Source organism: Lentisalinibacter salinarum, from assembly GCF_040706555.1.
GTDB classification, from domain to species: Bacteria; Pseudomonadota; Gammaproteobacteria; order Steroidobacterales; family Woeseiaceae; genus Lentisalinibacter; species Lentisalinibacter salinarum.
This window is the reverse complement of sequence record NZ_JAPDRH010000002.1, coordinates 1,027,766-1,040,233: the sequence shown is the minus strand read 5'-3', so window position 1 is coordinate 1,040,233 and position 12,468 is coordinate 1,027,766. Positions and strand designations below refer to the sequence as shown.

Here is a 12,468-nt window from a genome sequence, read left to right as displayed (position 1 = left end):
CCGGCCATGGACATGGCCCGAGATACGCCCCGGCGGGAGCTCTATCCCGCCATCGAACCCAACCATTCCGGCACGATCGCCGTCGGCGACGGCCACGAGCTGTATTACGAGGAATGCGGGAACCCGCGCGGCAAGCCGGTGGTGCTGCTGCACGGCGGCCCCGGCGGCGGCTTCTCCGCCAAGATGCGCCGCTTCCACAACCCGGACGTCTACCGCATCGTGCTGTTCGACCAGCGCGGCGCCGGCCGCAGCCGCCCCCATGCCAGCCTGGAGCACAATACGACGCAGCACCTCGTGGGCGATATCGAGATCATCCGCGCCGCGCTCGGCATCGAGCGCTGGCAGGTATTCGGCGGCTCCTGGGGCAGCACGCTGGCGCTCGCCTACGCCCAGGCGCACCCGGAGCGGGTCACCGAACTCGTACTGCGGGGCATCTTCCTGCTGCGGCGCAAGGAGATTCTCTGGTTTTATCAGCACGGCGCCAGCGAACTCTTCCCGGACCGCTGGGAGAAGTTCCTCGAACCCATACCGAAGCGCGAGCGCGACGACCTGGTAGGCGCCTACTACCGGCGTCTCACCGGCGAGCACAGGGAGGAACGCCTCGCGGCGGCGCGAGCCTGGTCGATGTGGGAGGGGGCGACGAGCTGCCTCATCCCGGACCCGGCGCTGGTGTCGGATTTCGGCGAGGCCGCGCATGCGCTGGCGATGGCGCGGATCGAGTGCCACTACTTCGTCAACGGCGGCTTCCTGGAGGACGGCCAGCTGCTGCGCGACGTGGGCCGCATCCGCAACATCCCTGCCGTCATCGTGCAGGGGCGCTATGATGTCGTCTGCCCGGCCACCAGCGCCTGGGAACTGCACCGGGCCTGGCCCGAGGCACGCCTGCGCATCGCGCCGGACGCCGGCCACTCGGCCTTCGAGCCGGGAAACGTCCACGAACTCGTTAACGCCACGGATGCCTTCGCCTGAACCTGGTCCGAATCATGGAAAAACTGCTGATTACCAACGCGCGCCTCGTCAACGAGGGTGAGATCCGCGACGCCGACGTACTGATCGACGGCGAGCGCATCGAGAAGATCGCCGCCTCCATCGAGGCCGGCGCCGGCACCGAGGTGCTGGACGCCGGCGGCCGCTACCTGATCCCCGGCATGATCGACGACCAGGTCCATTTCCGCGAACCCGGCCTCACCCACAAGGGCGACATCGCCACCGAGTCGGCAGCCGCCGTGGCCGGCGGCATCACCAGCTACCTGGAGATGCCGAACGTCGACCCCCAGACCACGACCATCGCCGCGCTGGAGGAGAAGTACGACCGTGCGGCCGGCCGGTCGCGTGCGAATTACGCCTTCTACCTGGGCGCCACCAACGACAACATTAGCCAGATCCGTGCGCTGGCGCCGGGAACCGCCTGCGGCATCAAGGTGTTCATGGGCGCCTCCACCGGCAACCTGCTGGTGGACGATCCGGACGCACTGGATCTCATCTTCCGCGACGCGCCGGTGATCGTGGTGACCCACTGCGAGGACTCGCCGATGATCTGGGAGGCAGAGGCCGCCGCGAAGGAGAAATACGGCGACGACGTGCCCATGAGCGAGCATCCCCACATCCGCTCGGCGGAGGCTTGTTACAAGTCGTCCAGCTACGCGGTGGACCTGGCGCGGCGTCACGGCACCCGACTGCACGTGCTGCATCTGACGACCGCGAAAGAGATGGAGCTGTTCTCGACGGCGCCCCGCGGCGAGAAGCATGTGACCGCGGAAGTCTGCGTGCACCATCTCTGGTTCGACGAGTCGGATTACGAGCGCCTGGGCACGCTCATCAAGTGCAACCCCGCCATCAAGCGCCGGGAGGACCGGGATGCGCTGCGCCAGGCGCTGGCCGACGGCCGCATCGACGTGGTGGCCACCGACCATGCGCCGCATACGGCGGAGGAGAAAGAGAACGCCTACTTCGGCGCGCCGGCGGGCCTGCCACTGGTGCAGCATGCGCTGCCGAGCCTGTTCGAGCACGTGCACGAGGGCCGCTACAGCCTCGAGTTCGTGGTGGACCGCACCAGCCACGCCATCGCCGATATCTTCGGGGTGCAGCATCGCGGCTACGTGCGCGAGGGCTACTACGCCGATCTCGCCATCGTCGACATGGACGATCCGTGGACGGTGTCGGCGGACAACGTGCTCTACAAGTGCGGCTGGTCGCCGTTCGAGGGCGTGACCTTCCGCTCCCGGATCCGCACGACCCTGGTGAACGGCCGCGTCGTCTGGGACGACGGCCGCATCGTCGGGGATCCGGCCGGCCAGCGCATGAGCTTCGGCCCGCCGACCCGCTAGCCCGCTTCGCCGGCCGTCCCTGATTCCCACATCGTCCGGGGCTGATTGCCGGCCGGGCGCCGGCCCCCTATCATGCTGCGCTCAGCTTTTCAGCACGGCGGGGGAGGGACCATGCTGCACTTGCCACAGGTCGACTACAGTCTGGCCCAGACCATACTGCGACGCGCGGAACTGGACCCGGGCAATCGCGCGATCGTCTTCGAGGAGACGGAGTACACCTACGCCGAGTTCGTGGATCGCATCCGCCGCGTGGCCGCCGTGCTGCAGGACGGGGGCGTGTGCCAGGGCGACCGGGTGGGCTATCTCGGCGTCAATCATCCCGCGTTCCTGGAGACCCTGCTGGCGGCGGCGACCCTCGGCGCGGTTTTCGTCCCGCTGAACTTTCGCCTGACCGGGCCCGAACTCGAGTTCATCATCAACGACGCCGGCGTGCATACGCTGATCGCGGACGACATGCTGCGGCCGGTCATCGAGCCCGTGCGCGAGTCGCTCTGCGTGCGGCGCTACATCGGCGCGGAGAATGCCGCCGGCGGCTGGGAGGACTACGAGGGGCTGCTGGCGAACGCCGCACCGTATCCGGGCCACATCGCCGCGGCGCCCCACGACACCGCCGTCATCATGTACACCTCGGGCACGACGGGTCGTCCGAAAGGCGCCATGCTCACTCACGGCAACCTGCTCTGGAACAACGTGGGTGCCGCCTTCGCGCTGTCCTCCAACCCGGACGACATCACGCTCACCGCGGCGCCGCTGTTCCACATCGGCGGACTCAATGTGACCACGCTGCTCGCCATGCAGGTGGGTGCCTGCGTGGTGCTGCACCGGGCCTTCGACCCGGGCAAGGCACTGGACGACATCGCCCGCTACCGCTGCACGACCATGTTCGGTGCCCCGGCCATGTTCCTGTTCATGGCCCAGCAGCCCCGGTTCGCCGACACGGATCTCTCGAGCCTGCGCTCGCTGGTGGTCGGCGCCGCGCCGGTGCCGAAGTCACTGCTGGAGATCTACGGCAACCGCGGCGTGAATCTGGACCAGGGCTACGGGCTGACGGAGACCTCCCCGCTGGTGAGTTTCCTGAAGTCCCAGTACACGGCGGACAAGCTCGGCTCCGCCGGCAAGCCGGGCCTGTTCGGCGAACTGCGTATCGCGGACGCCGACGGCCACAGCCTGGCGCCGGGTGAAGTGGGCGAGATCCTCTACCGCGGACCCAACGTCATGAAAGGCTACTGGAACCGGCCCGAAGCCACCGCGGAGGCCATCGACGAGGACGGCTGGTTCCACACCGGCGACGCGGGCTACCTGGACGAAGACGGCTTCCTGTTCATCAGCGACCGGGTCAAGGACATGGTGATCAGCGGCGGCGAGAACGTGTACCCCGCCGAGGTGGAGGGCGTGCTCTACGAGCATCCGGCCGTCGCAGAGGTGGCCGTCATCGGCCTGCCCGACGAGAAGTGGGGCGAGGCCGTCACGGCCGTGGTGGCGCTGAGCGAGGGCGCGGAACTCACGCTGGAGGAGCTGAGGGACTTCGCCGACGGCAAGCTGGCCCGCTACAAGCTGCCGCTCAGGCTGCACATCGTCGAAGCGCTGCCCCGCAACCCGGCGGGCAAGGTGCTGAAATTCGAGCTGCGTGAAGAATTGGGCTGACACTGTAGGAGGGCCTTCAGGCCCGATTGTCTAAATGAATCGGGGCTAAAGCCCCTCCTACAGCCCCTCCTACCGTCCTTCGCGAGACCCCGTCGCCTTCCCCCATACCATCACCGCCAGCACCGGCAGCACGACCTGCGCCGCGTAGGTGCTGAGGTTGGCCCAGAAGGCGGCGCCGGTGTAGTTGCCGCGGGTGCCGATGGCCCAGCCGGCCGCAGCCAGGCTCGGGATCAGAAACATGGCCGTATGGGCCGCCAGGTGTCGGGGCTTCAGCCGTGTGATCAGATAACCCGCGCAGACCGCCAGCAGCGCCGTCAGGAAGATCTGCCACAGCGCCTGGGCCCAGTAGATGCCGCCCTCGAAGGCGAGCGCCCGGTCGGCGAACGGCACCGGCACCCAGATGGCCGCATAGGTCGTGAGCTGCACGTAGGCCAGCCCCAGGGCCAGCGCGATCAGCAGGTTGACGTACACCGGTTCAGCTCGCGAACGTCACGCCGCCGTCGACGGTGAGGGTGGTGCCCACCAGATAGTCGCCGGAGCGGGCGGCCAGGAAGATGGCCGCGGCGGCCATGTCCTCGGCGGTGCCCACCCGCCGCGCCGGGATGTGCTGGCTGACGACGTCCGGGTTGTCCCGCGCCCAGATATTCATGTCGCTGGCGAAGGCGCCGGGTGCGATGGCGTTCACGCAGATGTTGTCCGCGATCAGGCGCTTCGCCAGCCGGCGGGTCAGGTGGATGACGCCGGCCTTGCTGGTGACGTAGGAATAGGTCTCGAGGTCCGGCGTGCGCAGGCCGTCGATGGAGGCGATGTTGACGACCTTCGCCGGTCGGTCGCCGGCGCCGCCCTTGCGCAGCATGGGCGCGCAGCGCTGGGTGAGGAAGAACAGGGACTTCGCGTTGAGGTCCATCACCTTGTCCCAGCCTTCCTCGGAGAACTTGTCGAATTCCTCGCCCCACGCCGCGCCCGCATTGTTCACCAGGATGTCCAGGTGATCCTCCCGCGAATGGACGTCGGCGACGAAGGCATCGATGCCCTGCAGCGTGGAGAGGTCGTGGGGCAGGGCGATGCACTCGCCGTGCTCGCTCATCTCCTTCGCCGCCTGCTCGCAGGCGTTCGCCTTGCGGGCGGTGATGTAGGTGCGCACGCCACAGCGCACGAAGCCTTCGGCGATCATGCGGCCGATGCCGCGGGAGCCGCCGGTGACCACCGCCACGCGGCCCGAGAGGTCGAAGAGATTGTCCATCGTCGCTCCTTTTGTGCCGGGAAACAGAAAGGCCCGCCATGCTACCGCATGACGGGCCCTGGTAGTCCCGGACTGCTATTTCTGCAGGGTCGTCAGAATCTCGGGGTCTTTCTCTTCCTTGGCCAGCACGTTGTGACAGGTCGAGCAACGACGCGTGATCCGGTCGCCCTCCACCGTCTTCAGCTCCCGGTTATGGCAGCGGAAGCAGCCTTCCGTCTCCTGGTGTCCGATATGGTCCGGGTAGGTGTTCCACCAGATCTTCATGCTGGGGAAGACGTTCACCGAGTAGATATCGCCCAGTGCCTTCCCGGCCTGCTGGATGGCCACGGCCCGATCCTTCGCGAGTTTGGGGTAGTTCGCCTCGTAGAAAGAGCGCAGTTCCGTGGAGATGGTCAGGCGGGCTTCCTCGTGACTATTGAATTTCTGGTCGAGAATCCGGACCGCCTCGCGCTTGATGTAGGGGAGTGACTTCTCGATGCGTCCCTCATGCATCGCCTCATCCACCTCCTCTCCCGGCAGCCGGTACTGGTGGCTCGGCCGGTTATGGCAATCGACGCAGTCCATCGTCCGCCAGACGCCGTCTCCCTCGGGTGCGTCCGCATCGATCCAGACCTTCTCGGTACCGTCCTCCTGGCTGAGACGTACCTCGTAGATATCCTCGCGGGTCTCATCCGAGCGGAAGCGAATTTCGTTATCCGGGTCCGTGTGCCAGTGGATTCCCTCGGACTCCCGGCCGTTGGCCCCGCCCACCTTGACCAGTACGGCGGTCTTCAGCTCCGTATTCTGCTCGTCGTCGGCGTAAACGGTTCGCACGTTCAGCTTGTCGCCGTGGAACTTCGTCGGCCAGTGACACTGCTCGCAGGTCTCCCGCGCCGGGCGCAGGTTATGCAGTGGTGTCTCGATGGGTCGGGAGTAGAGGTCGAGCGCCACCGAGATCATCTGCCAGGTGCCGTCCAGCTTCGATTTCACGAACCAGTCCGCGCCGGGGCCGATGTGGCATTCGGCGCAGGTCACCCGCGAGTGCGGCGAACGCTGGTACGCGGTGTACTCGGGCGCCATCACGCTGTGACAGGCCATGCCGCAGAACTCGACGGACTCCATCACCTCGACACCCTTGTAGGTGGCTCCGGCGAGCACCACGATGTTCAGGACCGTCAGGCCGAGGAAGACGAGCAGCGCGCCGCGTGTTCGCGGCGTGTTCAGGTTGATGATCGGGAATGCGCCGTGCTCCGGGTGCTCCGGGTGTTCCCGCATCGACTTGCGTTCGAAGTAGATACCGATCGGCACCAGGAGCAGACCGATCGCCATGCAGGCGGGCAAAACCAGGAAGGTCAATATGCCGAGATAGGGACCGCTCTCGTGGCTGATCGACTCCACGACGAACAGTGTGACGATCAATGTCAGGGAGACGAGCGCTATGGCAACGCCGACCAGGCTGATCCAGTTCCGTGTGATGGAGGCAAAGAAATGTCGCGACATATCGGTATCCAGAAAACAGGGTGATTTGCACGGCCGCAGACTCACGGGCCGCAGCATGCGCACATGCTACGGCACCGTGTCCCCCTTGGAAGTAGGGGTTCTCCGCAGTTTTGTTTGCGTGTTCCCGGGGCTTCGCTCCTGCCTCAGTGGGTCAGCAGGGCCCAGAAGATGAACACGGCAAGCGCCAGCCCGATGGTCAGCGCCATGAAGCCGACGAAGTAGACCCACATCAGTTCCTCGCGGGTGGGCGGATGGCGCAGATTGCGCTCCAGCGTGCCTTTCTCGACCATGCGCTGGTATTCCTTCGGCCGCTCTTCCTTGAACTTATCGAGCGGCATGCGGCCGAGGAACACCACCGGATCCATCGGGAAGCTTTCGGGCCGCAGATGCGTATGGAAGAAGTGGAATACGAAGATGAAGCCGGTCGCGAGCAGGGCTTCGTCGCTGTGGATCACCAGCGCCGCATTAATCGTCCACCCGGGCAGGAATTGGGTGAAGAATGCCGGGAACCAGAGCATCAGGCCGGACAGACCGATGATCATCACGCCCCAGAAAACCGCCAGGTAGTCGAATTTCTCCCAATAGGTCCAGCGGTCCTCTTTCGGGTGCGGCCCGAGGTAGAGGAAGTAGCGGACGTTGGCCCAGAGGTCCTTCATATCACGCCCCTGGGGCACCATCGATTCCGGTCCCCAGAACAACCCGCGCTCGTGCTTCAGCACCACCCGGATACCGAGGTGGATCAGGTGGAAGAGCATGTAGCCGAAGGTGCCGATCGCAGCGATCCGGTGGATGATCTGTGCCGACTCGACGCCGCCCAGGATATCCATGAGTGTCTGCGCCCACGGCGCCGTATCGAATTTCAGCGGCAGGCCCGTGATCGCGAGCATCAGGAAAGTCACGATGATTACGAGGTGCATCACGATGTAGATGCCCGGGAACCGCTTCACGTAGTCCCCCTTGGTCGAATACCTGGGAATCTCCCGGAACTCGCCGCGCAATGTGCCTACGAACGTGCGCTGCAGCCACAGCAGGTCGTGCGCGCCGAAGAATGCGAACACGCCGATCAGGAGCGCCATCATGAACGTGTACACATAGAAGACGTAGGCGTTGTCCTCCGGGTCTGTCGGGTCGTTGTGGGGGTCGATCTGGAAGAAGGCCGCGGATGCACCCTCGTGGCAGGCTCCGCAGGTCTCGTCCAGGTTATCCGGATGGATGCTCGAGCGCGGATCGTCGGCCGGCAGGTTTGTGTGCGGCGTATGACAGTCAGAGCACGTGGCCGATGTCACCAGTCCGAGGCGGGTGAAGTTGCCGTGGAAGCTGTTCCGGTAGCTGGTGTATAGCTCACCGTGGCAGTCGCCGCACTCGTCCGGCATGTGCAGCCGGGGTCCCGCATGCACCGGGTCGTCGATCGCATGGGAATTGTGGCAGTCTGTGCATGCCGGCGCCTGATCGTCACCGGCTTCCCACGCCTTGCCGTGGGCACTCCCGGCCACCCAGGTTTTCAGCACACCAGCGTGGCAATCGCCGCACATCTCAGGTGAGTGGGTATGCGAAGTCGGCGCCTTCTCGTCATGGACCGGCAGGATGCGATGATCGCCGTGGCAATCACTGCAGGCGGGCGCACTCACGAGCCCCGAATCCAGGAGACCATGCCCGTGCACCGAGCCGAGATAACCCTCTATCAGGCCCTCCTGGCTGCGGTGGCAGCCGCCGCAGGTCTGGATTTGGTGGATTGCCGTAACGGCCGAGTCGCTTTCGTCGACACCCTTGATGTCGTGTGCGGCGCCGTGACAATCGAGGCAGCCGGCGTTGCCGGCGTGCACGCTGCGGTCCAGCGCGCGGCTGGTGATGCGATGGCATTGGGCGCAGATGGCGTCGCCGGAGAGATCGGCGAGATCCTCGGCCCGGTGGCGACGGCTCGTAACGTTACTGTGGCAGGACTGGCAGTCGACGTCCGCGTGGGCCGTCGATGTCACCTCCACCTTCTTGTGGCAGCCGGTGCACTTGATCGGGCGGTCGTCCTGGGCGCCGGCGAGCAGCGGCAGGCAGAGGAATAAGGCCGAGGCGAAGGCGAGGAACTTGATCCTCGAGACCGAGGTTTCCATTGCGACATCCTTTCGCACGGTCACCCGGCGACGGGCACCGTGCTCGACTGGTACCACTCTCCGCGTACAAGGAGACCAGCTTGGGTGCAGTGCAGCAATCGGGGTTTGCCGCAGTCGGATCCGGGGTTCCGGGCGTCAGGCGACCAGCCGATGCTCGTCGTGGATCTGGTGGCGCATCTCGTCGCGGAAGTTGTTCACCCCGATGAAGAACTCGCGCATCATCATGACCCAGAGGTAATAGCCCCGCTCGGTCAGTCGCAGGGTGTTGCCGACGCGCCGCACCGCGCCCATCAGCCGCAGGCCCGCGAGTTCCGGCCGCAGCACCCGCCGGAAGCGGCCATCGAACCGCTCTTCGGCATCGCGGACGTCGAGCGAGCCGCTGAACAGAAACATCAACAGGTAATAACGCATCTGGTCGCGCTCGCCCATGCGCCGGCTGCGCACGATACCGGTACCGCCGGCCTCCACCAGGCGCAGGTAGTGGTTGATGGAGAAGGTGCTGGCGTACAGGGTGCCGTCCAGGTAGCTGAAGGCGCCGCTGCCGAGGCCGAGATATTCCTCCTGCTCGGTGATGTACTCGTCGATCATCATGCCGGAGCGGGAGAAGCACCAGGCGGACGAACGTTCGTAGTCGGCGTTCATCATGTGCGCCGCGATGTGGTGGTAGAGCGCGCTCTCGCGGGAGAAGTCCACCTCGCCGATGTGCCTGGCCATGGTCTTGCGGGTCGCATGGGCGGTCATGAGCGGATACCAGGACACCTGGTCTACGCCCAGTTCGTCGGTCAGGATCTCCAGATCCCGGTTGAGATGCTCGTCGGTCTGGTTCGGGAAATTGAAGATCATGTCCACGTTCAGCGTGTCGAACACGCCGTCGACCGCGGCAAGGCGCTCCCGGATGATCGCGCCGCTGCCGAATTTCTCGTAACGCTGCATCGCGCGGAGCAGGGCGTCGTCGAAGCTCTGCACGCCGACCGACAGCCGGTTGACGCCGGCGTCACGCAGCATCGGCAGCCGTTCGTCGGCGAGGTCGTCCGGATTGGTCTCCACGGAAACACGGCCGATCGGGTGCAGGCTGCGCACCAACGCAATGGTCTCTGCCAGTTCCTCGGGCAGCACGGTGGGCGTGCCGCCGCCCACGTAGACCTCGCCGAAGCGGTAGCCGTGATCGGTCGCGCGGCGGATCTCGTCCCTCAGCACCCGGAAGTATTGGGCGGTCCGCTCGTGCTGGTACTCGACCCGGTGGAACGGGCAGAACGGGCACAGTACCTCGCAGAAGGGTATATGCAGGTAGAGCAGATACGTCCTGTCCGGCTTGGGCTCCGGCAGCGCGTTGTTAACCGGCGCCCGCTCGAAGCTCATGTAGCGGCGGTTGATGCGCCGCAGAACGTGGGTGAGTAGCGATTGCATCGATCATCTTTCGGCCGTGCACTCTGCCGGGGCTTCGAAAATGAAAAGGGCCGACGGCTCTGGTAGCACCGTCGGCCCCGCCATTAACACTGACCGGACGGCGCTTAGCGTGCCGCCCGGTGTCCGCTCACTCGAAGCTGGCGAAGTATGCGGCTACGTTGGCAATGTCTTCTTCACTCAGGACGGACAGGTCCGGATCGTGATCACCGGCTGCCGCCTCCGTGATCATCGTCTTGATCTCGTCCTTCGGGATACCTGCGAAGTCGTCCTCGTAGTGGCAATCGGCGCAGCCCTGGTCGTTGAACACGGCCTTGCCGGCTTCCGCGTCGCCGCCGGCATATGCGGCGGTGCCGAAAAACATCAGCGGCGCGGCCATCGCGATCCAAATCTTCCTCATCGTGGGTCCTCCACTTTCCTCTGGGGTCGTGTCAATCCTAACGCGCCTCTATTGCCGCATAAAGACAATATTCTTGCGTTGTTCAGCCGGCATTCAGCCAGCCGGGGCGCGACAAGATTCCCTGCCGGGGCACGCCGCGGCAATCCGTAGTTTCCGCGGCGCCGTATCGCCGGCGGACGCAAAAAGGCCGACGACGCTGGACGCCGCCGGCCTCTGGCCGTGTCCCGCTGCCACGGGGGAATCCCGTGGCGGATCAGACTATTCGAAGCTCGAGAAGTAGGCGGCCAGGCCGCTGATCTCCTCGTCCGTCAGGCCGGACAGATCCTCGTCGTGTTCCACCTCGCCGGCGGAAACTGCCTTGATCATGGACTTCATCTCGTCCTTGGGCGTTCCGGCGAAATCGTCCTCGTAGTGGCAGTCTGCGCAAACGGCCTCGAACTTTGCCTTGCCGACCTCCATATGGCCGTCTGCCAGAGCGGCAGTGCCGAAGAAGACCAGGGGAAGAGCAAAAAGCGCAATCAGTTTTCTCATGGTGAGGCTCCAGTTTTTTCGAACCTGCGGAGATAATAGCGCGGTAGCGTCGCCGGTCAAAAGAAATATCCGCCGAACGTTCAGCTTCGATTCAGGTTAGAGAACGCCCTCATCGGCGAGGCGCAGGATGTCCTCCTGCTGCATTGCTGCGAGTTCGCCGCGGCCGGGCTCAATGACCTCCCCGCCGCGGAGCAGCCGGTTCTTCGGCCTCATACGAATGCCGGCGATGGCCTCGGCGTAGAGTTCCAGCGGCTGGCGCGAGAGCAGGTTGCTCATGCCGGCGCGGTGCCGGGCCTCGCGCAGCCCCGCCAGGTCGATGCCGGCGTGGGCCACCATGCTCTCCGCGGAAGGTGGGGCTTCGGCGAGCACCCTGCCGCCGTGATCGATGATCTTCGACATACCGGTCGACGACTCTGCCGGGATGGGGATCTCCCCCAGCCGCGCGGAGTTGGCCGAGATCACGTACGCCATGTTCTCCACGGCCCGCGCCCGCTTGCACACGTCCTTTGGCGTCAGTGCCGGGCTGCCCACCTCGCTGGTGTGATGCAGGAAGATTTCGGCGCCACGTACGGCGTGGCAGCGGGCGATCTCCGGGTAGAGGATCTCCTCCGAGGCGATGGCGGCGAGGTTGCCGAGTTCGGTGCGGGCGACGGGGAACACGGCCTCCAGGCCGTAGACGTCCAGGTAACGGTCCCAGACGTCCCACGGCGTGGGCGCGGACAGGGAAATGAGCCGGCGATAGCGCAACACTACGTCGCCGGACGGGTCGATGACGAAGCAGGTCTGGAAGAACAGGGCGGGGAAGTGCTCGTCCTGCTCGTAGGCGTTCCCGGCCAGGTAGACGCCGAAGCTCTGCGCGATCTCGCCCAGCGCTTCGTACTCCGGGCCGTCGGGCGCGAGCGCCGCCTTGTCCCGCCACTCGGCCACGGTCTCGCCCATGGGGAACCCGGTGAGGAAATACTCGGGCAGAACGACCAGGCGCACGTCGGTACCGGCGAACTGCCTGATGAAGGCCTTGCTGCCTGCGATCAGCCGGCGTGCGCTGGCCAGATTCGACTGCATGCGTTCCCGGGCCGACGCCCGGTCCGTGCAGCCGTTCACGCAGTCGGTGCCCATCTGCAGTGCGAGGGCGGTATAGCGTTCGCTCACCCGTCTGTCTCCGGTCCCGCGAAGCGCAGAGTGTAGCCGAAGGCCCCGCCTGCCGTTCCCGGCGGGCGCCGGCAGTGGAGAAATCGTATGACGCGTGTCACGAAAGTAATGAAAAGCATTGCGATTTCCGCTGCCTCTAGTACTCTTCGCACCTACACGGTGCAAGGGTGCTGATTTCCTCTCCGG

At 65.5% G+C, this 12,468-nt stretch carries 11 protein-coding genes; 3 read left to right on the top strand and 8 right to left on the bottom strand.

The window, feature by feature from the left end; genetic code table 11:
• The first annotated feature begins 6 nt into the window (after positions 1-6).
• The 3 genes from pip (at position 7) to ACJMKZ_RS07810 (ending at position 3,971) form a co-directional block, all read left to right on the top strand.
• Entirely contained in the window at positions 7-969 is a 963-nt protein-coding gene (pip, locus tag ACJMKZ_RS07820; RefSeq protein WP_405232628.1) for a prolyl aminopeptidase, read from the top strand.
• 14 nt (positions 970-983) lie between these two features.
• Positions 984-2,327: a dihydroorotase gene (locus tag ACJMKZ_RS07815; RefSeq protein ID WP_405232627.1), complete on the top strand. Its 1,344-nt coding sequence runs from the start codon at positions 984-986 to the stop codon at positions 2,325-2,327.
• Positions 2,328-2,438: 111 nt separating this feature from the next.
• A complete protein-coding gene (locus tag ACJMKZ_RS07810; RefSeq protein WP_405232626.1) occupies positions 2,439-3,971 on the top strand; it encodes an acyl-CoA synthetase in 1,533 nt (510 codons plus the stop codon).
• A 69-nt stretch (positions 3,972-4,040) separates the two neighbouring features.
• Here ACJMKZ_RS07810 and ACJMKZ_RS07805 read toward each other — a convergent pair whose 3' ends face one another.
• The 8 genes from ACJMKZ_RS07805 to ACJMKZ_RS07770 all read right to left on the bottom strand — a co-directional run bounded on the left by ACJMKZ_RS07805 (position 4,041) and on the right by ACJMKZ_RS07770 (position 12,282).
• Positions 4,041-4,442, bottom strand: a complete 402-nt coding sequence (locus tag ACJMKZ_RS07805; RefSeq protein ID WP_405232625.1) for a hypothetical protein — start codon at positions 4,440-4,442, stop codon at positions 4,041-4,043.
• A gap of 4 nt (positions 4,443-4,446) precedes the next feature.
• Positions 4,447-5,214, bottom strand: coding sequence for an SDR family oxidoreductase (locus ACJMKZ_RS07800; protein WP_405232624.1), 768 nt, complete (start codon positions 5,212-5,214; stop codon positions 4,447-4,449).
• 75 nt (positions 5,215-5,289) lie between these two features.
• Positions 5,290-6,693, bottom strand: coding sequence for a cytochrome c3 family protein (locus ACJMKZ_RS07795; RefSeq protein ID WP_405232623.1), 1,404 nt, complete (start codon positions 6,691-6,693; stop codon positions 5,290-5,292).
• 143 nt (positions 6,694-6,836) lie between these two features.
• A complete protein-coding gene (locus tag ACJMKZ_RS07790) occupies positions 6,837-8,798 on the bottom strand; it encodes a hypothetical protein (protein ID WP_405232622.1) in 1,962 nt (653 codons plus the stop codon).
• Between the two features lie 135 nt (positions 8,799-8,933).
• Complete coding sequence (locus ACJMKZ_RS07785) at positions 8,934-10,205, bottom strand: coproporphyrinogen III oxidase family protein (RefSeq protein ID WP_405232621.1); 1,272 nt, start codon at positions 10,203-10,205, stop codon at positions 8,934-8,936.
• 127 nt (positions 10,206-10,332) lie between these two features.
• Positions 10,333-10,602 (bottom strand): c-type cytochrome, encoded by a 270-nt coding sequence (locus ACJMKZ_RS07780; protein WP_405232620.1) that lies wholly within the window; start codon positions 10,600-10,602, stop codon positions 10,333-10,335.
• Between the two features lie 258 nt (positions 10,603-10,860).
• Entirely contained in the window at positions 10,861-11,133 is a 273-nt protein-coding gene (locus tag ACJMKZ_RS07775) for a c-type cytochrome (protein WP_405232619.1), read from the bottom strand.
• 96 nt (positions 11,134-11,229) lie between these two features.
• Positions 11,230-12,282: a nitrilase-related carbon-nitrogen hydrolase gene (locus tag ACJMKZ_RS07770; protein ID WP_405232618.1), complete on the bottom strand. Its 1,053-nt coding sequence runs from the start codon at positions 12,280-12,282 to the stop codon at positions 11,230-11,232.
• Positions 12,283-12,468: the final 186 nt, after the last annotated feature.